21 protein-coding genes and 1 pseudogene are annotated in these 23134 nt (G+C 70.4%); 4 read left to right on the forward strand and 18 right to left on the reverse strand.

Annotated features, from left to right (window positions below):
• Positions 1 to 184: 184 nt before the first annotated feature.
• Positions 185 to 1135: a winged helix-turn-helix domain-containing protein gene (locus tag DJ69_RS00805; RefSeq protein ID WP_099253859.1), complete on the reverse strand. Its 951-nt coding sequence runs from the start codon at positions 1133 to 1135 to the stop codon at positions 185 to 187.
• A gap of 121 nt (positions 1136 to 1256) precedes the next feature.
• Here DJ69_RS00805 and DJ69_RS00810 point away from each other — a divergent pair, with 121 nt between their 5' ends.
• Positions 1257 to 1676: a Rieske (2Fe-2S) protein gene (locus tag DJ69_RS00810; RefSeq protein WP_099253860.1), complete on the forward strand. Its 420-nt coding sequence runs from the start codon at positions 1257 to 1259 to the stop codon at positions 1674 to 1676.
• Positions 1677 to 1751: 75 nt separating this feature from the next.
• Here DJ69_RS00810 and DJ69_RS00815 read toward each other — a convergent pair whose 3' ends face one another.
• From DJ69_RS00815 to DJ69_RS00835, 5 genes and pseudogenes are all read right to left on the reverse strand, one after another.
• Positions 1752 to 2570, reverse strand: coding sequence for a DUF7856 family protein (locus DJ69_RS00815; protein WP_099253861.1), 819 nt, complete (start codon positions 2568 to 2570; stop codon positions 1752 to 1754).
• Positions 2567 to 2871: pseudogene (locus DJ69_RS00820) on the reverse strand (DUF7855 family protein). The gene DJ69_RS00815 and the pseudogene DJ69_RS00820 overlap by 4 nt, the downstream one beginning before the upstream one ends.
• Before the next feature lie 51 nt (positions 2872 to 2922).
• On the reverse strand, positions 2923 to 3231 hold the full coding sequence (locus DJ69_RS00825) for a DUF7854 family protein (RefSeq protein WP_099253862.1): 309 nt from the start codon (positions 3229 to 3231) through the stop codon (positions 2923 to 2925).
• The gene (locus DJ69_RS00830) at positions 3232 to 7287 is read right to left on the reverse strand and encodes an LAGLIDADG family homing endonuclease (protein WP_099253863.1); all 4056 of its coding nucleotides are present in this window, start codon (positions 7285 to 7287) and stop codon (positions 3232 to 3234) included.
• 119 nt (positions 7288 to 7406) lie between these two features.
• Complete coding sequence (locus DJ69_RS00835; protein ID WP_099253864.1) at positions 7407 to 7769, reverse strand: TRAM domain-containing protein; 363 nt, start codon at positions 7767 to 7769, stop codon at positions 7407 to 7409.
• 200 nt (positions 7770 to 7969) lie between these two features.
• On the opposite strand from DJ69_RS00835, the gene DJ69_RS00840 reads away from it, so the two are divergent.
• Positions 7970 to 10312, forward strand: coding sequence for a DEAD/DEAH box helicase (locus tag DJ69_RS00840; protein WP_099253865.1), 2343 nt, complete (start codon positions 7970 to 7972; stop codon positions 10310 to 10312).
• 84 nt (positions 10313 to 10396) lie between these two features.
• Positions 10397 to 11149: a topoisomerase DNA-binding C4 zinc finger domain-containing protein gene (locus DJ69_RS00845; protein WP_180271687.1), complete on the forward strand. Its 753-nt coding sequence runs from the start codon at positions 10397 to 10399 to the stop codon at positions 11147 to 11149.
• A gap of 45 nt (positions 11150 to 11194) precedes the next feature.
• On the opposite strand, the gene DJ69_RS00850 is transcribed toward DJ69_RS00845, so the two are convergent.
• The 3 genes from DJ69_RS00850 to panB all read right to left on the reverse strand — a co-directional run bounded on the left by DJ69_RS00850 (position 11195) and on the right by panB (position 15206).
• On the reverse strand, positions 11195 to 12181 hold the full coding sequence (locus DJ69_RS00850; protein ID WP_099253866.1) for a tyrosine--tRNA ligase: 987 nt from the start codon (positions 12179 to 12181) through the stop codon (positions 11195 to 11197).
• Positions 12182 to 12272: 91 nt separating this feature from the next.
• On the reverse strand, positions 12273 to 14327 hold the full coding sequence (locus DJ69_RS00855) for a DUF460 domain-containing protein (protein ID WP_099253867.1): 2055 nt from the start codon (positions 14325 to 14327) through the stop codon (positions 12273 to 12275).
• A gap of 72 nt (positions 14328 to 14399) precedes the next feature.
• Positions 14400 to 15206, reverse strand: a complete 807-nt coding sequence (gene panB, locus DJ69_RS00860) for a 3-methyl-2-oxobutanoate hydroxymethyltransferase (RefSeq protein WP_099253868.1) — start codon at positions 15204 to 15206, stop codon at positions 14400 to 14402.
• 124 nt (positions 15207 to 15330) lie between these two features.
• On the opposite strand from panB, the gene DJ69_RS00865 reads away from it, so the two are divergent.
• Positions 15331 to 15795 (forward strand): DUF5822 domain-containing protein, encoded by a 465-nt coding sequence (locus DJ69_RS00865; RefSeq protein ID WP_245851430.1) that lies wholly within the window; start codon positions 15331 to 15333, stop codon positions 15793 to 15795.
• 38 nt (positions 15796 to 15833) lie between these two features.
• On the opposite strand, the gene DJ69_RS00870 is transcribed toward DJ69_RS00865, so the two are convergent.
• From DJ69_RS00870 to DJ69_RS00910, 9 genes are all read right to left on the reverse strand, one after another.
• Positions 15834 to 16505: an HAD family hydrolase gene (locus DJ69_RS00870; protein WP_099253869.1), complete on the reverse strand. Its 672-nt coding sequence runs from the start codon at positions 16503 to 16505 to the stop codon at positions 15834 to 15836.
• Positions 16502 to 17692, reverse strand: a complete 1191-nt coding sequence (locus tag DJ69_RS00875) for an acyl-CoA dehydrogenase family protein (RefSeq protein WP_099253870.1) — start codon at positions 17690 to 17692, stop codon at positions 16502 to 16504. The genes DJ69_RS00870 and DJ69_RS00875 overlap by 4 nt, the downstream gene beginning before the upstream one ends.
• Positions 17693 to 17769: 77 nt before the next feature.
• Entirely contained in the window at positions 17770 to 18795 is a 1026-nt protein-coding gene (locus tag DJ69_RS00880; RefSeq protein ID WP_099253871.1) for an AIR synthase family protein, read from the reverse strand.
• On the reverse strand, positions 18792 to 20096 hold the full coding sequence (locus DJ69_RS00885) for an alanyl-tRNA editing protein (protein ID WP_099253872.1): 1305 nt from the start codon (positions 20094 to 20096) through the stop codon (positions 18792 to 18794). The genes DJ69_RS00880 and DJ69_RS00885 overlap by 4 nt, the downstream gene beginning before the upstream one ends.
• Positions 20097 to 20228: 132 nt before the next feature.
• Positions 20229 to 20429 carry a dodecin gene (locus tag DJ69_RS00890; protein ID WP_099253873.1) on the reverse strand — a complete coding sequence of 67 codons (201 nt, stop codon included), beginning with the start codon at positions 20427 to 20429 and terminating at the stop codon, positions 20229 to 20231.
• Between the two features lie 76 nt (positions 20430 to 20505).
• Entirely contained in the window at positions 20506 to 20844 is a 339-nt protein-coding gene (locus DJ69_RS00895; protein ID WP_099253874.1) for a DUF7116 family protein, read from the reverse strand.
• Positions 20845 to 20958: 114 nt separating this feature from the next.
• Positions 20959 to 21204 carry a DUF5816 domain-containing protein gene (locus tag DJ69_RS00900; RefSeq protein ID WP_099253875.1) on the reverse strand — a complete coding sequence of 82 codons (246 nt, stop codon included), beginning with the start codon at positions 21202 to 21204 and terminating at the stop codon, positions 20959 to 20961.
• Between the two features lie 90 nt (positions 21205 to 21294).
• Positions 21295 to 21660, reverse strand: a complete 366-nt coding sequence (locus DJ69_RS00905) for a HesB/IscA family protein (protein ID WP_099253876.1) — start codon at positions 21658 to 21660, stop codon at positions 21295 to 21297.
• A 199-nt stretch (positions 21661 to 21859) separates the two neighbouring features.
• Positions 21860 to 23014: a mechanosensitive ion channel family protein gene (locus DJ69_RS00910; protein WP_099253877.1), complete on the reverse strand. Its 1155-nt coding sequence runs from the start codon at positions 23012 to 23014 to the stop codon at positions 21860 to 21862.
• Between the last annotated feature and the right edge of the window lie 120 nt (positions 23015 to 23134).

Raw genomic sequence — 23134 nt, forward strand, 5'->3', positions numbered from 1 at the left:
TGGGAAGAGCCGTCGACCCGCTACGAGCAGGCCGTCGAACTCTTCGAGTAACGGCGACCGTCGTCCGATCGGTCGGCGCGTGACCGACCGTACCGAGGTATTCTACTCCCCGCCGGGTCGCTCCTTTCGCCCGGCGGACGCGTTCGTTCCGCGAGCGACGGGGGCGTCACCTCCCTCCCTTCGATCACTCCACGAGCGCCGTCTCCACCACGTTCACCGACTCGTCGACGACCACGCGGAGCTCGTCGCCCGTGCAGGGCAGCGAGAGCCGGACCCGGAGCGGGTCGTCGGAGACGACAGTCGTCCGCTCGTCGCTCACGCACCAGTCGAACGTCCAGAACGGCTCGGTGTTCAGGTCGACGCCGCGCTCGGAGAAGAACAGCAGCGTCTCGGCGTGGTCCAGCAGGGTGACCCCGACGGTCGACCGCAACCGGTAGTTGCACCGCCGACAGACGTGTTCGACGGCGACGTCGAGGTCCTCGTCGTCGGGGTCGCGGACGAGCGTCGTCTCGACCGCGCCGGTGCACTCGGGACAGACCCCGTCCGCGGCCAGGCAGTAGTGGTGGCGGACGTAGTGGTGGAACGCCTGCAACAGCTCGTCGGTCGTGCGGTCGTCGAGCCCGCCGGAGGGGAACGGGTAGCTCACCTGAATCGTGCCGCAGTCAGCACACCCCACGGTGAGCGTGTCGTCGACGTACCAGCCGTGGAGCTCGCCGTCGCAGTCGTAACACGCCCCCTCGACCGGGAAGAATCCGACCTGCGCGCGCTCGGTGAGGGTGCCGGTAAAGATCGCGCTGACGACCTTCCGACCGGGGTAGCGGAACTCGTAGCCGTCGTCGCTCTGTTTGACGAAGTGGCCGGTGAGCTGGCGGAGGTGGTAGTTGAAGTTGGCGCTGTCGTCGATGTCGACCCGCTCGAAGAGGTCGGTGAAGCTCACGGGTTCCTCGTCGGCGCCGAGTTCGAGGAGGGCGCGCAGAATGTCGACCCGCGTGTCGTTGCCGAGCGTGGCGAACACCTCCGCGGGGAGGACCCGGGACTCCGTCCGGAGGGCGGCCGTCAGGTCGCCGTCGGCATCCGCGGTCGCGTCGGTCTCCGCACCCGCGTCCGCGCCGGCGGTCCGATCGAACTGACTCACACCGGATCCACGCGGCACGACCGGATAAAACCCATCGAACGGGCCCGGTTGTCGAACCGGCGCAGCCCGACGACCGGACCGGTCGGCAGGCTTTTCGACCGGACGGGCCTACGGCGATCCCATGTCGGACGCCACCGCGATCGCCGATCGCTCCGAGGTTCCTGCGGGCGGCTCGTACCGCTTCACCGCCGAAGATGCCTTCGGCAACGAGACGGAGGTCATCCTCGTCCCCTGCGAGGACGACCCGGGCGTCAGGGCGTGGGTCAACAGCTGCACCCACGAGGACCAGCGCTTCGACGCGGGCCGCGGCGCGGCGATCCGCGACGGCGAGATCATCTGCCCCCGGCACGGGTCGATGTTCGACGCCTGCTCCGGCGAGTGCGACAACGGGGAGGCGTCGGGGACCACCCTGCCCGGCGTCGATATCGCGGTCGACGGCGACGCCATCCTCCTCACCGACGAGCAGTACGACTACCTGCACGACGGCGGCGTGACCGACGGCGACGACGGGCCGGGGTCGACCTCGCACGTCTCGTTTTGAGCCGCCGCGGCCGGATTGGCCCCGCAGTCGTCGCCGCTGGTCGGCGGCTGTGCGGCGTCCCCCCGACCCACCCCGTCAGAGCCGCGGCCGGCCGCACGGTCGAACCACCGGCCCGTCGAGCACGGATTCAGGCGCCGAACCGCCGCGTTCGGCGATCCATCCGAGCGCCTCCGCGCCGAGGACGACCGCCCCGTCGAGGTCAGCGATCCGGACCGCCGCCAGCGACGCCGCAAGCGACGGGCCGTCGTACGCCCCGGGATCCGCGCCGGCGTCGTCGACATCGACGCCCGGCACGGCCGCCAGCGCGTCACGGAACGACGGGTACACCTCTCTCGCGAGCTCTCGCCGCGCGTCTCGGCGCCGGTTCCGGAGCCGATCCCGGAGTTCGAGGCGCCGCTCGCGGGCGTCGCGGGCGTCGGCGGCTCGCGTGCGTGCGCGTCGGAGCGCCTGCTCGGCCGCGATCCGTTCGCTCTGTGCGGCCGACAGCTCAGCGGCGGCCGACTGCAACTCGTCGAGGGCCTCGTCGGTCTCCGCCTCGATCTCCCGGCGCGCTTGGACTCCTCCCCGGAGGGCCGCGACACGCTCCTTCAGCCGCTCCTCCTCGCCGCTCGCGTCCGCGACCCGACGCCGGGCCGCGTCGAGGTCGACCGGTTCGACTTCGATCGCCGCGACGCGATTGCGGAGCTCGATCAGCCGCCCTTCGATCGACGACGACAGCCCGAGCGTTCGGGCCGCCGCGGCGAGTTCGCGTCGGAGACCCGCCTCTGTCGGAACGCGACCGATCACGGCGGCCGGGTCGGCGACTGCCGGTCCGGGATCGACGGCGTCGGCCGCGGTGCTTTCGGACGCGTCGTCGGACCGCTCCCGGTCACCCCGTCCGTCCGCCCCGGTCACAGCTCGTCGCCCCGCATCGACTCCGGATCCGGGTGGTCAGTCCCGGCCGCGAACGCGGCGTACGGCGTCGCCTTCTCCTCGCGGTNNCGAGCGCGACGAACTCGTTGAACGGCTCCGTCCGCTCGATCTGTACGTCCCCGCCGTGCGTCTCGCGCAGCCGGAGCGCGAGGAACGCGGCGTACACCGTCTCGTCGAGCAGCGCCGCCCGCCCGAACCGCCGCGCGACCGCCTCCTCGTGGCGGCGACACAGGTTTCGGAGGCCGGTGCGAGCAGCCGCCGAATACGTCACGACCAGCAGCACGAACGCGCCTGATCGGCTCCGGAACTTATCGGTTCCGAACCGGTACGCCGATCACACCCGTTCCACGTCGAATTCGGGGACTGAGTCGCCGTTCCCACCTGTCGAATCAGATAAACGATCGCCGCCGGAGAGCGCGAGCACGCGCTCTCGGGCCGCCGGCGCCGAGGGCGCGACCACGACCGTCCCGTCGACCGCGTCGTCGCCGACCGCGCGGAACACGTCGTCGTCGCCGTCGAACTCGGTGGCGTACGTCCGGAGGACCGCCGCCACGCGCCGCTCGGTGTCGGCGAGGTCGGCGTCGCCGTTCTCGAACGCGCGGAGCGCGTCCTCGACGTTCCGTATCGCGGAGATCCGGTCCATCTACGTCGTCCGGAGGTGGCCCTGCTTGGGTTCGTACACTTCGCCCTTGGTCCGGAGCTTCTCGATCTCTTGTTCGGCCTTCCCCGGATCCATCCCGATCTCGCCGGCGCGGTCGAGCACCTCGTCGACGGGTGCGCCCTCCTCGAACTCCTCCTCGATGTCCGCGATGAGTCCCTTGATGTTCTTGATGCGGTCGCGCTGGCTCTTCGAGGTGCCCGTCTCGACGACGTCGGCATCGAACTGGCCCGTCTCCGGGTCGACGCCGATGTCCTTGAGACACGACTCGATGATGTCCGTCGCCCGGTCCGCGTCCTCGCGCTCGACGGTGTCCGAGAGACGGACCCGGGCGCTCGCCTCCGAGAGCCTGACCATCGCCTCCAGCTTCCGGGCGGTGACCGGAACCGGCGCGTCCTCGTCGGCGCCCTTCGAGCGCAAGTCGACGTAGAACTCCTCGATGAGCTCCTTCGCCTCCTCCGTCATCGTCGGGTAACAGGAGCGCTTTGCGTGCGCGATGTATTTCCGCAGCAGTTCGGCGTCGATCTCCGGGGCGACCTCTTCGGTCACCTCCGCGACTTGGTCCGAGGTGAACTCCGAACTCGCCAGCTCCTCGCGCTGGGTGTTGAGCTCGCCGGCGTAGTTCGTCTTGATGATGTGTTTCGCCAGTCGGGAGTCGTGCTCCGGATCCGGACTGTCCGTCACCGTGAAGATGAGGTCGAACCGCGAGATGAGCGCGGGTTCGAGGTCGATCTGCTCGCCGATCGGCTCGTACTGGTCGAACCGGCCGTACTTGGGGTTCGCGGCGCCCAAGAGGGAACACCGCGCCTTCAGCGTCGCGTTGATCCCCGCCTTCGAGACGGAGATCTTCTGCTGTTCGAGCCCCTCGTGCATCGCGGAGCGGTCCGAGGAGTTGTGGACGACCAGCCCGTTCGCAACGAAGTTGTGGGTCTCTTCGACGGTCAGGTCGTACACCCTTGGTCGTTCTCCGTCCCTGATCCGTGCCAGCGTCGACCGCAGTTCCGCCTCGACGGCGTCGACCTCTTCCGCGACGGCCTCGCGTAGGTGTCCGAGCCGGTCCGTCTCGACCGCACCCGACAACCACCGTGACACGGTCGCCTGATCCACGTCGAGCCGAGACGCCACGTCGGACTGACTGATTCCGTAGGCGTCGAGCGCCGCCGACAGTTCTGCCGGCGTTTCGCCGATCGGCTCACGATCGAGCAGGTCACGAGCCCGCCGTTCAGCCGTCTCGACCGGACCATCGATGATGTCTGCGAGCCGCTGTCGGAGCACCTCGCCGCGGTGTTCCGTCGACTCCGGGAGGACGGCCTCGACCGACTCGACTCGGCGCCACTTCACGTCACCGCAGACAAATTCGCGGAGGTCGTCGAGATCGGTCCCTTCGACCGCCGTGAGGATCGCGCGAAGTCTCTCCGCCGCCGTGCGCCGAACGTCGTCGCTCTCGCCCCACTCGCGAGAGATCTGTTGCTGTGACAGCGCCGTCCCCTCGGCCAACTCGGTCTGCGAGACGTGGTACCGCTGTCGCAGTTCCGAGAGCGTTTCCCACGTCACCGTCTCGTCGAGCCGGAGCCGGTCCGTGGCGGCCGTCTCCAGTCGGTCTTCGAACGCCGCGAGGACCCGGCTCGCACGGTGGAGCGAGACGTTCGCGGCCCCGTTCTCGAAGTCGTGATACGTGCCCTCGTTGAGCCCGCATTCGCTCTGGTGGAGCCGGAGCGACTCGCGGCATTCCGCGAGCACGTCGTCGATCCGCGGGACCACGTCGAGAATCGTGCGGTCGCCGTCGGCGGCATCGACAACTCGATCGAGCGCCGCCGCCTTTCGCGTGGCCGTGAACCCGACGACGCGTCGGAACGCAGCGAGTGAGGCGGCGTCGGTCACCGCGAGGTAGTACACGTCCCGGCCCCCGTTCCGTTCGCGATGCTGGATCTGACTCGACACGCCGAACTGCAAGAGGAGGTTCCGCGTGCCGCGAAGCAGGTCTCGACTCGCCGAGGCCACCCGAACGTTCCCCGCCGACTCGTCGACGTGCCCCTCGCTGTCGGCGAGCGCGCGAACGAACGCGGCCTTCGCCGCGCGGCTGCCGGCCGAAACGGGGGTCGGGAAGCACTTCTGGTCATACCGACCGAGGTTCATCCCCGCGTCGAGGACGGCGTCGGCGTGTTCCTTCCCGTTCACTCGGACCGTCTCGACGCCGCCGTCGCGCTTCTCGCTCGGCGGCCGGGTCGGCTCGGCGTCGAACGCTTCGCGGGCCGCCCGCTCGAAGTCGGCCAGCAGTTCGTCGTCGGCGTTGGTGAACCGGACGCCGTAGACGCCCTCGTCTCTGTCGTAGTACACGTTCCCGTCGCCCGAGAGGTACCCGAGGACCCTCGCCATCGCGGCGCCGACGCCGTCAGCGTCGGAGGCCCGTCCTTGATCGATGACCCCGCTGTCGTCAGCGCTCGTGGCCGCCACCGCTCCGCCGCCGTCTGCCGCCTTCGTCGGAATCTGTCTGGGAACGTACACCCAGTCGCCGTCGTCGAGCGCGGCCGCCTCGCGCTCCACGCGCTCCCCGTCGTCGAGGATGAAGAACGGATGATCGGCCGTCGCGGTCAGCGACTCGCCCGTTTCCATCGTGACCCGAGTGAGCTCCGAGGGCGCGTCGTACTCGTGGACCGCTGAGACCGGGCGCTCGACCAGCCGCCCGTCTTCGTCCATCGTCCAGACGTCGAGGTCGACGTCGCGGATGTGACGCCCGTTCGAGAGCTCCTCGATCTCACCGTCCTTCGCGGCTTCCCGCGCCAGTTCGTCGATGCGTTCGACGCGTCCGTCCGCGAGCGAGACCAGCGTGTCGCCCGTGACGCAGTCCATCTTGTCGAGCTCGTCGACCGCGGCGATCCCCTTGTCAGCGAGCACGAGCGCGCCGGCTTCGAGCGACCACTGCTGGCCGTCGCCGAAATCGTCTCTTACAGCTGCAGCCGTAAGACCTGCTGCAGATGATCCTTTTCCAGATGTATAAACTGATCTTGGAGCAATATTCTCGACATAACTGATCATTTGGCTCTTGCCAGTTCCGGGGTCACCGATCAGGAGCATGTGGAGGTCGCCGCGGATCCGCGACCCGTCGGGGAGGTGTTTGGTGACGCCCGAGAACAGCTGGAGGATCATCGCGAGCTTCTCCTCCTCGTAGCCGTAGATGGCCGGGGCGATGGAGTCGACCATCGCGTCGTAGATGTCGTCGCGGTTGGAGAGTTCGATGATCTCGCGTTTGTCCGCCTCGGTGATGTCCATGTCCTCGAACTCCTCGTCCTCGATGGCGATGGAGACGCCGTCCATGTACAGGTCGAAGATAGCGGACTTCTCGTTCCCCTGCTCGACCTGCTCGATGTGGAGGACGCCGACGCAGGTGACGTGGTCGCCGGGGCTCACCTTCCCGGTGATGTCGTCGACGATGTCGACGTCGATGTTCTGGGGCGTCTCGCCGCCGCGGAGTCCCTCGGGCGACTCCTGGATGCGGAGCTTCTGCGAGTCGACGAACTCCGACTGGTCGAAGTTGACGCGGAAGGGGCCCTGTCGCTCGCAGCCCTGACACTCGTGGGGCTCTTGGAAGCCGCCGTCGCTTTGGGGAATGTACGTCATCGTGCCGCAGCGCTGGCACTCGAAGGCGGCCTCGGTCACTTTCGGGCGGACGTCGGTCGCCTTGCGGACGATGCCCTTGATCGAGACGAGCCTGCCGATGTGGTCGTCGTGGACCCGAATCCCACGGATGTCGATGCTCTCGGGGAGGTTCTCGATCCGAACGTGTGCGCGTGCGAGACTGACGTCTGCGGGAAGGTCGTAGAGCCGAATCGCTTCTTCGGCGTACTCGCGCATCTGATCCGGCTTCGTGCGGAAGTCCTCCGCGAGGTCGCGGTCGAACTGATAGAGGTCGTCGTATTCGATGTACAGCGAGCGCTGTTCGTTGGGATATCGCTGCGCAAGCTGTCCGATCTCCTCACGGTAGTAGTTACGGTAGAACTGAATGAACCGCTCCGTGAGGTCCTGATTCCCGGCCTGAGCCATTACGAAACCCCTTCGTCACCATCACGTATGAACCTCATGCTCGGGGCGGAGGTGGTCCGATCGAGGTAACTCGTCGTCGCGTCAGGCCTTCCCAACTCGCTCAGGCCTACCCAACTCGCTCAGGCCTTCCCGACGTACGTCGCGTCCGCCGAGGTGCGGCCGTCGTTGAACGAGAGCACCTTCGCGCGTATCACGTCACCTTTCCCCACGTCGCCCGGGATGTCCTCGGTGAAGAGGACGAACCCCTCGACCTTGCCGACGGCGACCTCCTCGCCCGAGTGGTGGTCGGTGAGTTCGGTGACGCCGAACTCGTACGTCTCGCCGATCGCGACCGGCGGATCGCGCTCTTGGGCGGCCTCGTGGGCGCGCTTCGACTCGCGCGCCTCCGAGGAGGGGGATCGCAGTCGGCGGACGACGACCAACAGGACGAGCAGGACGATCACGGCGACGGCACCGATGACGACCGGTGGTAACGGTAACATACCTGGCGGTCGACTCGTAGTCACGTAAACGCCCGGGGTCGACGACGAACGCGCCGGTCCGGACCGAGCACATCCCGCCGGTCCGGACCGAGCGCGTCGGGCCGACCGCATGAGAAACGCCTTTGCGCTTGAGGCCCCCCGTTCGACGTGATGCGAACGACTCTCGGTCGCCGTCGAGTCGCCCACGGGCGTGGTGCGGCGTGAAGGTCGCGGACGCGGTGCCGGAGTTCGCCGACGCCTTCGGGTTCGAGGAGTTCAACCGGATGCAACGCGAGGCGCTGCCGGGGATCTTGGAGACCGACCACAACGTGGTCGCCTCCGCGCCGACCGCCTCCGGCAAGACCGCGCTCGCCGAGCTCGCGATCTGCAAGACGCTCTCGGAGGGCGGCACCGCGCTCTTCGTCGCACCCCTCCGCGCGCTCACAAACGAGAAGGAGAGCGAGTGGGAGCGCTTCGAGGAGCTCGGCTACTCCGTGTACGTCGTCTCCGGCGAGCGCGACCTGAACCCCCGCCGCGCGGAGCGCGCGGACGTGCTCGTGACGACCCCCGAGAAGGCCGACAGCGCCACTCGAAAGCACGACTCCGGGCGCTACTCCTTTATCACCGACGTGGACTGCGTCGTCATCGACGAGGTCCACCTGCTCGACAGCGAGAAGCGCGGCGCGGTGCTCGAAGTCACCGTCTCCCGGCTCCGCCGCCTGCAGGACCCCCGCGTCGTCGCGCTCTCGGCGACGATGCCGAACGTCGCGGACGTGGCCGAGTGGCTCGACGCGCCCGCGGAGACGACCTACGCGTTCGGCGACGAGTACCGCCCGGTCGACCTGGAAACCGGCGTGAAGACGTACTCGCACGGCTCCAACGCCTTCGCCGACAAGTACCGCCGCCTCTACCGCGCGCTCGATCTGGCCGAGCCGCACGTGCGAGAGGACGGGCAGGCGCTCGTGTTCGTCTCCTCGCGACAGGACACGGTGCAGGCCGCGAAGAAGGCGCGCGACGAGATCACCGACCGAGACATCCCGATCGACTCGCGGGGCGACTACGACTTCCACAACGAGGCGACAGAGCTCACCAACGACACCCTCCGCCAGTCGGTCACCGACGGCGTCGGCTTCCACCACGCAGGCCTCGGGAAGGAGGACCGCGACCGCGTCGAGGAGTGGTTCAAGCAGGGGAAGATCAAGATCCTCTTCTCGACGTCGACGCTCGCGTGGGGGGTGAACCTCCCGGCGCGCTGCGTCGTCATCCGCGACACGAAGTACCACGACCCGCTGGAGGGCGAGACCGACATCTCGCCGCTCGACGTGCTCCAGATGCTCGGGCGCGCCGGCCGCCCCGGCTACGACGACGTGGGATACGGCTGGGTGGTCTGCGACCGCGCTGACGCCGACAAATACCGCGCGCTGCTGAAGGAGGGGAAAGCGATCGAGTCGCGGCTCGCCGCCGAACTGGAGTCGCATCTCAACGCGGAGATCGCGATGGGCACCATCCGCGGACTGGAGGACGTGATGGCGTGGTTGGAGACCACGTTCTACTACGTCCGCGCGCGGTCGGAGCCGGACGTGTACGACTTCCCGACGCTCCGCGATCGGGTCCGCGACACCCTCGAATCCCTCGTCGACGACGGGTTCGTCGCGGCCGACGACGAGCTCGCGATCGAACCGACCGCGCTCGGGCGACTCGCCTCGAAGTACTACCTCCGGCTCGACACGGCCCGGCGGTTCAGCCGGCTCGCCGACCGGGAGACGCTCACGGTCGATTCGGTGTTAGAGACCGTCGCGGCGGCCGGCGAGTTCGACTCCGTCTCGGCGCGGTCGGCCGAGTCGGACGCGATCGACCGCATCCTCGACGGCCGCGACACCGACCTGGAGGACGGCCACCGCAAGGTGTTCGCCATTCTGGTCGCCGGGATGGCCGACACGATCCCCTCGGACCTGCGCTCTGACGCGTGGGTGATCCGACAGAACGCGCTCCGACTGCTCGCCGCGCTCTCGGAGTTCCTCGATCGGTTCGCCGGCCCCCGCGCCGCCAACCTCGCGTGCCGGGTAGAGGCGCGCGTCGAGCACGGCGTCTCCCGCGAGGCGGTCGCGCTCACCGCGATCGACGGCGTCGGCTCCGGCCGCGCCGAGCGGCTCGCCGACGCCGGGCTCACCTCCCCCGCCGCCGTCGTCGACGCGGGCGCGACGGAACTCGAACGCGCCGGCATGAGCGGCTCCGTCGCCGAGCGCATCGTCGATGCCGCCCGCGACTGCCCCCGGGTCGACGTTGACTGGGGCGAGTTCCCCGACGCGATCGCGGTCGGCGAAAACGAGATGTGCGAGGTCGCCGTGGCCGCCGTCTCCGGGAGCGCTCGCGCGGGAATCAGGGTCACCGTCAACGACGTCGAGATGACCGCGACGACGACGTACCTCGACGGCGAGACGACGGTCCCGGTCGGGGTGTTCGGCCCCCCCGACGCCGACGAACTGGAGTTCCTCGTCGAGGTCGTCTTCCCCGACCTGCCGCTGATGCCCGTCAGGGCCGCGCGGACGGTTCGAGTGGAGTAGCGCCCCCGGCGTCGGCGAGCGCTCCGCATCGCGCATAAACCTCCGCTCCGACCGCTTTTCACCCATACCGGGGCCACCCGCCGTATGCCCGAACGACTCCGCGTGTTCGCAGGCGACTGCCGAGTGACCGAACGCGGCGACCGCTCCCGGACCCACCGCGGGCGCGTCGTCGTCCTCGTCAAGCCCGACGACACCACGCTCGTCCACGACGCCGACGGCTACCAGCCGGTCGCGTGGCTCACTCGCCCCGACTCGGTCGTCGTCGAGGGCGACGGCGACGGGTTCTCGATCACCGCCCGCGACGGCTCCCGTCGGCTCCGCGTCGTCGCCGAGGAGGCGACCGCGAGCCGCGCGCTGCCGGTCACCGAGGCGGGGCTCCCGGTCGGCACCTGCCCGGACGACGGCGGAACGCTGGTGCGCTCGCGCGGCGACGTAACCTGCCTCGACTGCGAGACCCGTTGGGGCCTCCCGGCCGGCGCGAGCGTCACCGACGGGGTCTGTGAGGACTGCGGGCTTCCGAAGATCCGGATCGAGCGCGGCGAGCCGTTCCACCTCTGTCTCGATCCCGCCTGCGATCCCATGGAGGCCGCCGTCAGCGACCGGTTCGACCGCGTCTGGGACTGCCCGGACTGCGGTGGCGACCTCACCGTCCAGTCCGCGCCCGGTCGCGTGTACCTCGCCTGCGAACGCCGCCCGGAGTGTGAGACCACCCTCTCGATCCCCTCCGGCGTCGTCGTCGACGAGTGCGACTGCGGGCTCCCGGTGTTCGAGACGGCCGCCGGTCGCGGCTGTCTGGACGGGAGCTGCGAGCGAGAGGGGCACACGGCGCACGAATAAACCGGGAGGAAACCCGGCGACTCGGGTCGGCCGCGGCGACTCCGCCTACTCCGCGAGCTGCTCGCGCCCCGGCGCGATCAGCCGGTCGAGGTACTCCGCGAGCGCGCCCTTCGCGTCGGCCGGGTGGAGCTCGCCCGACTCCAGCTCCGCCTCCAACGCGTCGTAGCGCTCGTACTCCAGGTTGCCGCCGTACTCCTCGGGGCGCTCGACGACGATCGCGTCGAACCGCGGGAACACGTGGTACTCGAACACCTGCAGGACGGGGTTCTCCCGCGCCTCGCCGTCGTCGGTCGGGTCGGGGTCGGCCGTCGGCGGGCAGTACGCGTCGTTCACTTTCGACTCGATGTCGTCGCGGGAGTCCTCCATCGAGATGGTGACGCCCTCGCTCGAGGACATCTTCCCGCAGCCGGTGCCCAGATCGGCGATGAGCGGGGTGTGGAGGCTCGTCGGCGGCTCGCGGTCGATGCTCGGCAGCACGTCGCGCGCGAGCATGTGGACCTTGCGCTGCTCCATCCCGCCGACCGCCAGGTCGACGCCCAGGTACGGGATGTCGAGCGCCTGCATCAGGGGGTACACCGCCTGCGACACCTTCACCGAATCGCCGGACTTGATCTCGGCCATCGCGCGTTCGGCGCGGGCGAGGGTCGTCTCCAGCTCCAGCGCGTGGAGGTCCAGCGTGTAGTCGTCGTCGAGCTGGAAGTCGGAGCCGAGCACGAACTGCGTGTTCGACTCGTCGAGCCCGTAGGCGATGAACTGATCGCGCATGCGCTCGGCGGTGTGGCGGATCTCCTCGAACGAGCCCTTGTCGTTGAGGTAGGCGTGCACGTCGGCGAGCAGCACCGTCACCTCGAACCCGGCCTCCTGGAAGTCGATGAGCTTGTTCGCGGTGAGCATGTGCCCGATGTGGAGGACTCCCGAGGGCTCGTAGCCGACGTACGCCCGCTTCCCGTCGGGGTCGTCGGCCAGCGCCTCGATCTCCTCCTCGGTGACCACCTCGGCCGCGTTCCGGGTGATCCGCTCGTAAGCGTCCATACCCCCGACTGCGCGGTTGTCGGTCATATGACTTCTGGATGCGTGTTGACGGGTGGTGCGGAGTCGGAAAGCGGCGCCTCGACGCCCCCTCCTACTCCTCGGTCTCGGGCAGCGTCCGCCCCGCCCGGTGCTCCGAGATGATCCGGTCGAGGTGCTCCTGTTTCTCCGTCTTCCGTCGCCGTTCGGCCCGACGCTCCCAGTCGTCGACGGCGGCCGCCACGGCCTCCTCGCTCGCGACCGCCAGCTCGTCGACCTCGCGGACCGGGACCGCGTCGGCCGGGAGGACCGGTACGTCGTGGTCGAACAACACCTGATCGGCCACCTCAGAGATGTTCCCTTCGCCGCGGACGACCGCCCGCGGGTCCGTCTCCGCCAGCCGCTCCGCGGTGCGCCGCCCGGCACCGGAGGCGTCGCGGAGGTACACCACGTCGCCGGCGACGAGCCCGTACTCGTCGTCGGCGGTCTCTAAGGCGTCGAGCGTGAACTGCTCGACCACCTTCACGCTCACGAGCCCCCGGTCGTCGGCCACGTCGTCGAAGTTCGAGTGGTCGAGCCGCCACAGCTCCTTGAGCGTCTCCACCTTCCCCTCGAGGTCCGCGACCCGCTCGCGCGCCTCGTCGCGCTCGCGCTCCAGCCGGTCAGTCTCGCGTTCGAGCCGCGACACCGCGCGCCGGGTCCGCGCCTCGATGCGCTCCTCGCGTTTCGCCTCTTCGAGCTCACCCTCCAGCTCGGCGATCCGCTCGTCGCGCTCGGCGAGGTCGCCCTCCAGCGACTCGGCGTGCGACTCCAGCCGGTCGACGCGCTCGCGGAGCCGGCGGATCGTCTCCTCCTCCTCGGTGCGCTCCGGCGCGGTGGGGTCGGTGTCGTCGGCGCCGTCCTCGCCCGCTCCGTCGCCGTTCCCATCGTCCTCGCTTAGCTCCGCGACGACGGACTCCACGGAGGCGTCGCCCGCGACGACCCCCGCGATCACCGCCTCCCGATCGAGCCGGGGCGGGGTCTTCGCGGCGATGCGCTCGAACTGGTCCTCGTGGTCGTCGTAGGCGTACAGCGCCGCCGCCAGCGCGTCGCGCTCGTGGTCGTTGTCGTAGCCCGCCTCGCGGGTCCGATGGAGCTTCTCGTCCACGGGGAGGTCCGTGGTCGGCCGCCATCCCGCGGCGTCGAAGGAGCGCCGGAACTTCTCGACGGTCTCCGGCATCGGCTCCACGTCGGCGGCCACGATGATCGGTCGCCCCTGCTCGATGATCCACTCGGTCACGTCCGCCGTGTCCGCGGTCCGCGAGGAGTACAGCGCGTGGACGGTGCCGTCGAGCCCGACCACGGCGGCCGCGGTGGTCGTCCCCGGGTCGATCCCGACGATCACCCGGTCGCGCCGCTGCACGAGCGGCTCGTACTCGATCCCGTCTCGCCGCTCGCGCTCGACCTCGACGCGCACGTCGCCGGCCCGCGAGTTCGAGACGGGGATGTCCTCGGGACGCGCCTCGACCGTGAACGTCGCGTTCGCGTACCCGCCGTACTTCTCGGTCACGTCGCGCTCGAACTCGAGGTTCGCCTCCTTGAGCTTCGACTGGACCTGCCGGGTCCGCTTCCGGACGTTCCCGTGGATCCGCCGGGTGTAGCGGTCCTGACTCCACCCGCCCTTTCCGGTCGATCGCCCGCGAGACACTTTCACCGTCGTCTCGTCGGTGAAGGCGGTCACCTCGTGGCCGACGTTGGCGGCCGCGAGCCGGGCCGACGCCTCCGCCTCCTTCATCGGCTCTTTCCCGTACGGGATCCCGTGTCTGGAGGCGACCCGCGACAGCGGCTCCGGGCGCTCGGCGCCGGTCACCTGCACCAGCCGCGTGCCGTCGGGGAGCGACTGGAGGAACCCCACGAGCTCCCCCTTGTCCGCCGCCAGCTCGTAGGCGTTGTCGGTGGCGACGTACAGGGGTTCGCGGTCGTCGATCAGCCGGCAGAGCTTTCGGAACGACACCACGTCCCGGGTCACCCGCGCCATCGGGCCGTCGGCGTCGGGCGCGTCCGGGTCGTCGTCGTCGACGGGATCCAGGATGACGAGGGCGTAGGAGGGGTCGTCGCCGCGAACGTCGCCGCTGTGCACGTCGACGCCGAACACCGGCCGGTCGCGGGCGCGGATGGTCCGGGTTGTCACGTGGTCACGTAGGTTGCTGACGCCTATATACCCCACGCCAGGGACGGTGGTTGTGGGGTACGGCGCGGTCGCTCAGTACATGTCGTCGAGCTCGGACTCGACGTGCGAGTGCTCTTCTGACGGGAACTCGCCGGCCGTCACCGCGTCGCGGTACGCCGCGACCGCGTCGAGCATCTCGCTCCGCACGTCGCCGAACCGCTCCGCGAAGGGCGGCGACCACTCGCCGAGCCCCGCCACGTCGTTGATCACGAGGACCTGCCCGTCGCAGTCCGCCCCGGCGCCGATCCCGATCGTCGGGATCTCCAGCGCCTCGGTCACCGCCGCCGCGAGGTTCGCGGGGACGTGCTCTAACACGAGCGCGAACGCGCCGGCCTCGGCGTGTGCCCCCGCGAGGTCGACGATCTCCTCGGCGGCGTCCTGATCGGTTCCCTGTCGCGTGTAGCCGCCGAGCCGGTTGACGTGCTGGGGCGTCAGCCCGAGGTGCGCCATCACGGGGATCCCGACGTCGGCCATCCGCCGGGTCATCTCGACGGTGTGGGGGCCGCTCTCGATCTTCACCGCGTCGGCGTTCGCCTCCTTCAGGAGGCGCCCCGCGTTGCGAACCGACTCCGCCTCGTCGACGCCGAAGGAGAGGAACGGCATGTCGGCGACGACGAGCGCGTCCTCGGTCGCCCGGGCGACCGCGGCGGTCCGGCTCGCGACCTCGTCGAGCGTCACGGGGAGCGTGGAGTCGTAGCCGAGGGCGGCGTTGCCCATGCTGTCGCCCACGAGGATCACGTCGATCCCGGCCTCGTCGACGACCGCCGCCGTCGGGGCGTCGTAGGCGGTCAGCATCGTGATCGGCTCGTCGCCCTCCCGGAGTCCCCGCGTCGTGGTCATATCTCGAACACGCCCGTGCAACCCGTTAAAGTCGCCGGAATCCGGAACATCGGACACTTCCGGGCCGCCCTCCCCGCTCCCGCGGACCGTCACCGATTTGCACGTCCGCCACGGACAATTCGTCGTGCAACCTGTCGAGCGGGCCGAGTACGAGGGCGTCGACTACGGCTGGGTGATGCAGACGACGTTCGTCGTCACCATCCTCGTGGGCGCCCCGATCGTCGCGGTCCTCTCCGCGTTCGTCACCCTCGACTCGTGGGGGGCCCGCGCGGCGTTCGCCGTCCGGGTCGGCGCCCCCATCTGGTTCGTCACCGCCGTCGCCGTCGCGGTCTACGCGCGGCGCACCGACGCGGGGGACGGTGGCGTCGCGGAATCGGACGACGGCCACGCTGTCGACGGCCATGCCACCGACGGCGACGATGGCGACGATAACGCTGATAGCGAGGATGACGCCGATAGCGCCGGTAACGCCGACGACGCCGACACCCCCGCCGGCGGCGAAGCCGGTGACGCCGACGCTGCCGAGGAGGGGTCTCCCGGAGGCGGTGAGAAGGCGGGCGAGCCGACCTCTGGCGACGGCTCCGCCTGACGTGCTCCCCGAGGCGCTGTCCGATTACCTGTGAGGGTTCACTGATCGATCAGGTCCTCCGCCCACGCGAACGGGACGCCGGCGCGCTCCGCGGCCACGGCGTCGCGCCGCGAGTCGCCGACGAACAGCGCGCGCGCCGGTTCGGCGCCGAGCCGGTCGACCGCCGCGAGCACCGACTCCGGCTCCGGCTTGTGGGTGTCGACCGTGTCGCGTCCGACGATCGCGTGGGGGTCCAGCGCCTCGCCGAGCCCGTGGGCCTCTACGGCGACTCGGCAGGCCGCCTCACAGTTGAGCGAACAGACGCCGGCGGGGGGTACGTTCCGGCCGCCGTCACTCCGTTCGGCCCCCTCGGTCAGCCGTCTTCCGAGCGGGAGCAGCATCGAACTGCGCGCGCCCGACCGCTCGTGCTCCGCGATGGCCGCTTCGACGGGATCGCGGATCCCGTACTCCCCGGCGGCTTCGAGCAGGCCCCACAGCTCGTCGGTCGGGGGGATCCTCGCGTGCCCGGCGTACACCTCGAGGACGGACTCTGCGACCGCGCCCCAGTCGACCGCGAGTTCGACGAGGGTCCCGTCGAGGTCGTAGACGACCGCGTCGTACGCGTCGAGGTCGATCGGCCGGTCGACGCTCGGGACGCCGCCGGCCGCGCTTTTCGGGGCGTCTCCGCCGCTCTCGTCCCCCCCGTTCGCTCGCCCACCGTCGCCCGTCACTCGCCCAACACCCCCCGAGCGATGATCGTCTTCTGGATCTCCGTCGTCCCCTCGTAGATCTCCGTTATCTTCGCGTCGCGGTAGAACCGCTCCACGTCGAACTCGGTGGTGTAGCCGTATCCGCCGTGGATCTGGACGGCCTCGTTGGTCACCGACATCGCGGTCTCGCTGGCCCGGTACTTCGCTTTCGAGGCCGCGACGCGGTTGTCCTCGCCGGCCTCCGCCTGCCGGCACGCCTCCCGGACGAGCAGGCGGGCCGCCGAGATGTCAGTCGCCATCTCCGCGAACGTGTGCCGGATCGTCTGGATGTCGCTGATCGGTCCGCCGAACTGCTCGCGCTCCGCGGCGTACGCCTTCGCCTCGTCGAAGGCCGCCTGCGCGACCCCCACCGCCTGCGACGCGATGCCGATCCGGCCGCCGGTGAGCGTCCGGAAGGCGGCCGAGAGCCCCTTCCCCTCCTCGGTGAGCCGGTTTGCGGCCGGCACCCGGCAGTCGTCGAAGGAGATCGCGGTCGTGTCCGACGCGCGGAGCCCGAGCTTCTCCTCCTTCTTCCCGACCGCGAACCCGTCGGTGTCTGCCGGGACGAGGAACTGGGTGATCGACCCGCCGTCGTCCGCGTCCGTCGTCGCCCCCTCGGCGTCCGGGGCGACGGCCTTCGCGAAGACGATCGCGACCCCGCCCCGCTCCCCGTTCGTGATCCACTGCTTCTCGCCGTTCAAGACGTACTCGTCGGTTTCGGGGTCGTACTCGGCGGTCGTCGACATCTCCGCCGGGTTCGACCCCGCGTGCGGCTCGGAGAGACAGAACATCCCGACCGGGCGCCCCTCGGCCGCCATCTCCGGGAGCCAGCGCTCCCGCTGGGCCTCGCTGCCGAACTCGGCGATACAGGAGGTCGCGAGGCAGTGGACGGAGAGCGCGGTCGCGACCGCGAGGTGGCCGTGCGCCAGCTCCTCGTTGACGATCGCGTAGGTCGTCTCGTCGGCGCCGAAGCCGCCGTACGCCTCGGGCACCGTCAGCCCCGTCAGGCCGAGCTCGGCGAGCCCGTCCCACACGTCCTCCGGGAACGACTCGGCCTCGTCGGCCTCGCCGGCCCCGGGCCGGACCTCCTCGGCCGCGAACTCGCGGACGAGGTCGCGGATCGCCTCCTGTTCGTCGGTGAGCGACGAGCCGACGCGTGCGCCAGTCATACCGTTCGATTCGATCTCACACTGAAAAAGGTGAGCGATCGGGTGGGATCGTTCGCGCGGCCACCGCGGGCCGCCCGCTACTCCCACAGCGGGTACAGCTCGTCGCGCGGCGCCTCGTCGATCCGATCGTCGTCGAGGAGGACGGCGCCAGCGTCGTCGTCGGCATCGGAACCGCCGCCGGCATCGGAACCGTCCTCATCGACCGCTGTCGCCCGCACCTCGCCGATTTCGCCGGCGTCGATCCCGGCGGCCCCCAGCGCGTCGAACGCCTCGTCGACGCGCTCCGGCGGCACCGCGGCCAGCAGCGCGCCGGAGCCGAACGTCGCCAGCGGGTCGACGCCGAGCGCGCCGCAGCAGGCCTCCGTTTCGGGTCGAATCGGGACCCGCTCGCGCTCCACGGACAGAATGGTCCCGCTCGCGCTCGCGGTCTCGACGAGGGCGGTCAGCAGGCCCCCCTCCGTCGGGTCGTGCATGGCGCTCGCGGCGTCGCGCACGGCGGCCGCGTCGGGGACGACGCTCACCTCGTCGAGGAACTCGGCGGCCGCGTCGAGGGTCGTGGCCGACACGCCCGCCTCGGCGCACTCCTCGCGGAAGTCGGTCGCGAGGATCGCCGTCGCCTCGATCCCGGCGCCCTTCGTGAGCAGGAGCCGGTCCCCCGGCTCGGCCCCGCCGCTCGACACGAACCGGTCCGTGGTGCCGAGCGCGGTCATCGAGCAGAGCGGGCGCTCCAGCGACGGCAGCACCTCGGTGTGACCGCCGACGATCGCGACCCCCAGACCGCGGGCGGTCGCGTCCACCTGCTCTGTGACGGTCCGCCGCCGGGCCGGGTCGTCGTCGGGGAGGAAGAGCGTGTGGGTGAGCCACCGCGGGTCCGCGCCGCTCGCGGCCACGTCGTTGCAGGCGACGTGGACCGCCAGCTCCCCGACGGCGTCCGCCGCCAGCGACAGCGGATCCGCGGCGACGACCAGCGTCGACTCCGCGCCGTCGAGGTCGATCGCGGCCGCGTCCTCGCCGTAGGCCGGCCCCGCGTCGACCGCGGCGTCGTCGGCGCCGGTGGCCGCGAGCACCTCCGCGAGCGCGTCGGGACCGAGCTTGCCGGTCATCGGTCGCGGAGCCACGCGACGACGGCCTCCGGGTCGGCGTCGAGCCCGCCGCCCTGCGCGAACGTCGGGCCGCCGCCGCCCCCGCCGCCGAACGCGTCGGTGACGGCGTCCACGACCGCCCCGGCGTCGGGGGCGTCGGCGTCACCGCCCTCCCCCCCTCCGATCGCCTCTTCGGCGACGGCGGCGACCACGAACGGCGCCTCCCCCGTACCGACCGCGGCGATGGCGTCGGGCGATCCCTCCGCGGCGAGGACGCGCTGTGCCGGCTCGCGCAGGTCGTTCGGATCCCCGTCGTCGACCGTCCCGACCGCCCACGTCGCGGCGTCGGCGTCGGCCTCGGTCGTCGGGAGCTCCCGCAGACGCGCGGCGAGCAGCTCGGTCGTGGCGGCCCGGAGGTCGGCCTCGAGCCGGTCGGCCCGCTCGCGGAGCCGGTCGACCGCGTCCGGGAGGTCCCCGATCCGCGCGTCGAGGGCGGTCGCGGCGTCGAGCGCCGCCGCGTGGACCGCGGCCTCGTGGTCGATCGCGGTCGGCCCCACCGCGAACTCCACGCGGGTCACGCCCTCGCCGGGGTTCGACCGGTCGAGGACGGAGATCGGGCCGATCTCGCTCGTGTTTCCGACGTGGGTCCCGCCGCAGGCGGCAACGTCCCAGGTCGGTGCGCCCGTCCCGCCGCCTTCTCCGCGCTCCCCGTCACGCTCCCCGCCGCGCTCGCCGATCGTCACGACGCGGACCGCCTCGCTCCCGCTCATCGCGCCCTCCTCCGTCTTGGTGTTGAACGCGATCCCGTCGAGCGCGCGGGCCTCGTCCTCGGGGAGCGTCTCCCACGACACCGGCAACGAGTCCCAGACGGCGCGGTTGGCGAGCCGCTCCAACTCGACGAGGTCCGCGTCGTCGAGCGGTTCCGCGGTCGTCAGGTCGACGCGCACCTTCGTCTCGGAGATGTCGAAGCCGGCGTAGCCGAGCTCCTCACAGGTCCGGCGCGCCGCGCCGTAGAGCACGTGCGAGGCGGTGTGCGCGCGGGTGCAGTAGGTCCGGAACGCGTCGTCGACGATCGCGGTGACCGTCTCGCCGGCTTCGGGGAGGCTCTCGGCGTCGCCGTCGAGAGTGTGGACGACTCGGCCGTCGCGCTCGTCCACGTGTTCGACGAGGGTCCCGTCGATCGTTCCCCGATCCGCCGGCTGGCCGCCCGACTCGGCGTAGAAGTACGTCTCGTCGAGGACGATCTCTCGGCCGTCGACCGATTCCACCGTCGCCTCGAACTCCCGAACGTCGGGGTTCCCCGGCGCGCGTGACGCGGTCATTGGCGGTCCCTCGTGGCGGTCGGATAAATAGGTGGGCGCATCGCTGATCGGTTACACGCGGCGCGTGGACAGCGCTCCGATGGGTGGGGGGTGCGAAAAATCGGACGGCGCTCGCCGAGGCGCGAACCGATCTCAGCCCTCGAGCTCGAACGCGACTTCGACTTCCGCCTGGTACTCGCGATCGGCTTCGCCCTTCAGTTCGACGCCGAACTCCTCGACTTCCACCCAGTAGACGTTTTCGAGGGTGTCCTCCGCGCGGTCGATCGCGTCGTCGGCCGCGTCGTCGAAGCTCTCCTCGCTCGTCCCGATCAGTGTGATCTTTTTAAACACCATGTCGCGTGCTAGTTGCACGCACGGCGATATAAAAGCAGGTGGAACTCCCCGACGACGCGCGACTCCGTCGTCGCGGTCAGGGGCTCCCGGGAGCGCCCTCCATCACCGCGAACTCCTCGCCGCCGGCCTCGATGCCGATCACCGCCCAGTCGTACGGGGGCTTGGCGGAGACGAGCCGGTCTCGGAGGTCGCCGGCCCGATCGCGCCACGTGACGAAACAGCGGAGCTGCGGTGTCTCGCCGCCGTCGGCCAGATACGGGTCCAGATCGTCGTTCTCCATGCATAACACGGTCACGAGCACGCGCCGCCATTTCCGCTCCGCGACGAACTCCTGTCCGCCCTCGGAGACGGTGTACCCGAGTTCGCGAAAAACGTCTCTGGCCTCCGTCGTCGGTGGGATGCTCGCAGTGGCCATCTACTCCGACGTTGGCCGGCTTCCGTGATAAACTTTCTCACGATTCGGGCCGTCTGCGATCGGCCCGATGCGCTCGTCCCGGCTCGCCGCGTTCCCCCGGCTCGTCGCCCTCTCTCACTCGTGGGCGGCGTCCCACTCGTCCGGTTTCCGCAGGTTTCCGCACTCCGTACACTGGATCCGCCCCATGGTGTCCATCGCGGTGTCGAACGACCCGCAGTTGCCGCAGCGGTACCCCCACCGCGAGGAGCCGTCGGGGTCCGCAAACACGACGTAGAACGGGCCCTCGGCGCCCCGTTCGACCCGCGTCCGGTCGGTGTACACCCGTTCGCCGTCGCCCGTCGTCGACGCGTCGAGACTCATACCCGTCCGTATCGGTCGGAACCGTTTAAAAGGATGACTCGACCGCGGAGCGTCTCGGCGGGCTCCCCGTCGGCCCCGCCAACGGCCCGCCTACGTCCGGAACGACTCGCCGCAGCCGCACTCGGAGACGACGTTCGGGTTCTCGACCTCGAAGCCCGCGGCCTGCAGGCCGTGCTCGTAGTCGAGCTTGCTCCCGCCGATGTAGTTCCGGCTCGCGGGGTCGACGAACACCCGCAGTCCGTGGTGTTCGACCACGAGGTCGTCGTCTTCCGGCTCCGTGTCGAACCGCATCCCGTACGAGAGGCCCGCGCAGCCGCCCTGCTGGACGAACAGCCGGAGCCCCGCCTCCTCCGTGTCGAGTCCCTCGCCCTCGAGGAGCGAGAGCGCCTCCTCCGCGGCGTCCGGGGTCACTTCGATCGCCGGGTCGTTTCCCGCGTCGACCGTTTCGGTGCTCATGCGAACACGTTCTGTCCGAACGATAAAAACCCTGCCGGCGCCGGCGGCACGGGCGACACGGCTTTGACTCGGTGGCGAGTGAGTGCGGCGGCGACCCCGAGCGCGTCGTCCGCGCCTGCGCCGACCGCGACGCGGTCGTCTTCGCCGACCGGTCCCGAGGGCGGTTCGGGCGGTGCCCCCGCGATAGCCGGCAACCCGCTTACCGTCCCCGGTCGCCGTCGCGCGTCGCTTCGGTCGTCCCCTCGGGGACCGACGAGGCAACGTCCGGTCGTCCGTCCGCGACGCCGGGGGCGTGGCCGTCGGCCGCGGCGGCGACCGTCACGTCGCGCTTCGGGTACGGGATCTCGATGTCGGCCGCGGCCAGCGCCTTGTACAGCGCGCTGTTGAGCTCGTGTTGGGCGCGCCGTCGGCGCGTCGGCCCCCTCACCCAACAGAGCAGCTCGTACTGCAGCGCCGAGTCTCCGAACGACCGGAGCCGCGCCCGCGGCTTCGGTGAGTCGAGGACCAGCGACTCCGACTGCACGACCTCGATCGCGAGCGCCTCGAACGCGTCGATGTCGGTCCCGTAGGCGACGCCGATCGGGACCCGGACGCGGCGGCGGCTCTGCGGCGCGGACTCGTTGGTCACCTTCGCGGCGTTGAGCGCGGCGTTGGGGACCGTCACCAGCACCTCGTCGCGGGTGAGCAGCGTCGTCGATCGCACGCCCACCTTGCTCACCGTCCCGGCGGTGCCGTCGTCGAGGACGATGTAGTCGCCGATCTTGTAGGTGTCGTCGAAGTACAGCGCGATGCCGCCGAAGAAGTTCGCGACGGTGTCCTTCGCGGCGAACCCGACCGCGATCCCGGCGACCCCCGCCGCGCCGAGCAGCGGCGTGATCTCGATACCCCACAGCCACAGCAGGGTGCCGACGCTCCCGACGAGCACCGCGAGCGTCCAGACGTTCGAGAAGACGGGCGCGAAGTCGAACCGGTTCCCCTCCTCGTTGACCGCGGCGACGAGCCGGTTCACGACGGCGTTGGCCGCGTACGCCCACACGAGGACGATGACCGAGAGCGACGGCCGGCCGAAGATGTCGTCGAGCAGCTGCGGGTCTAAGAGCACCGACTCCCGCACCGCCGGCACCTGCGTGAGCACGAAGACGCCGACGAGCGCCGCGGTGACGACGAGCGGGGCGCGCAGCGAGGAGATGACGATGTCGTCGTACGCGGAGTCGGTGGTCGAGACGAACCGCCGGGCGAGTCGCAGGACGACGAACTCCATCCCCAGCGCGGCGACGACGGAGACCACGATGACCGCGACCGTCGCCTCGACCGCGGAGACTCCATCGAACAACGCGGGTAGCGACGGGATCATGCCTTCGAGACGCCGCTACGGGAGATAACCGTTTCTGCGCTGTCGACGGCTCGCGGCCGACGCTCTCGGCTCGCGGGTGGCGCTCTTGGCCTGCGGCGACGCTCCCGGCTACTCGAACCG

This window comes from Halorubrum persicum, assembly GCF_002727125.1.
Taxonomy (GTDB): Archaea; Halobacteriota; Halobacteria; order Halobacteriales; family Haloferacaceae; genus Halorubrum; species Halorubrum persicum.

What these genes read in the sequence shown, in the direction of transcription:
- DJ69_RS00810 (WP_099253860.1), top strand. Translation starts at nt 1,257, where the DNA reads ATGTCGGACGCCACCGCGATCGCCGATCGCTCCGAGGTTCCTGCGGGC.
- DJ69_RS00825 (WP_099253862.1), bottom strand. Translation starts at nt 3,231, where the DNA reads ATGGACCGGATCTCCGCGATACGGAACGTCGAGGACGCGCTCCGCGCG.
- DJ69_RS00830 (WP_099253863.1), bottom strand. Translation starts at nt 7,287, where the DNA reads ATGGCTCAGGCCGGGAATCAGGACCTCACGGAGCGGTTCATTCAGTTC.
- DJ69_RS00835 (WP_099253864.1), bottom strand. Translation starts at nt 7,769, where the DNA reads ATGTTACCGTTACCACCGGTCGTCATCGGTGCCGTCGCCGTGATCGTC.
- DJ69_RS00845 (WP_180271687.1), top strand. Translation starts at nt 10,397, where the DNA reads ATGCCCGAACGACTCCGCGTGTTCGCAGGCGACTGCCGAGTGACCGAA.
- DJ69_RS00850 (WP_099253866.1), bottom strand. Translation starts at nt 12,181, where the DNA reads ATGGACGCTTACGAGCGGATCACCCGGAACGCGGCCGAGGTGGTCACC.
- panB (WP_099253868.1), bottom strand. Translation starts at nt 15,206, where the DNA reads ATGACCACGACGCGGGGACTCCGGGAGGGCGACGAGCCGATCACGATG.
- DJ69_RS00875 (WP_099253870.1), bottom strand. Translation starts at nt 17,692, where the DNA reads ATGACTGGCGCACGCGTCGGCTCGTCGCTCACCGACGAACAGGAGGCG.
- DJ69_RS00880 (WP_099253871.1), bottom strand. Translation starts at nt 18,795, where the DNA reads ATGACCGGCAAGCTCGGTCCCGACGCGCTCGCGGAGGTGCTCGCGGCC.
- DJ69_RS00885 (WP_099253872.1), bottom strand. Translation starts at nt 20,096, where the DNA reads ATGACCGCGTCACGCGCGCCGGGGAACCCCGACGTTCGGGAGTTCGAG.
- DJ69_RS00890 (WP_099253873.1), bottom strand. Translation starts at nt 20,429, where the DNA reads ATGGTGTTTAAAAAGATCACACTGATCGGGACGAGCGAGGAGAGCTTC.
- DJ69_RS00895 (WP_099253874.1), bottom strand. Translation starts at nt 20,844, where the DNA reads ATGGCCACTGCGAGCATCCCACCGACGACGGAGGCCAGAGACGTTTTT.
- DJ69_RS00900 (WP_099253875.1), bottom strand. Translation starts at nt 21,204, where the DNA reads ATGAGTCTCGACGCGTCGACGACGGGCGACGGCGAACGGGTGTACACC.
- DJ69_RS00905 (WP_099253876.1), bottom strand. Translation starts at nt 21,660, where the DNA reads ATGAGCACCGAAACGGTCGACGCGGGAAACGACCCGGCGATCGAAGTG.
- DJ69_RS00910 (WP_099253877.1), bottom strand. Translation starts at nt 23,014, where the DNA reads ATGATCCCGTCGCTACCCGCGTTGTTCGATGGAGTCTCCGCGGTCGAG.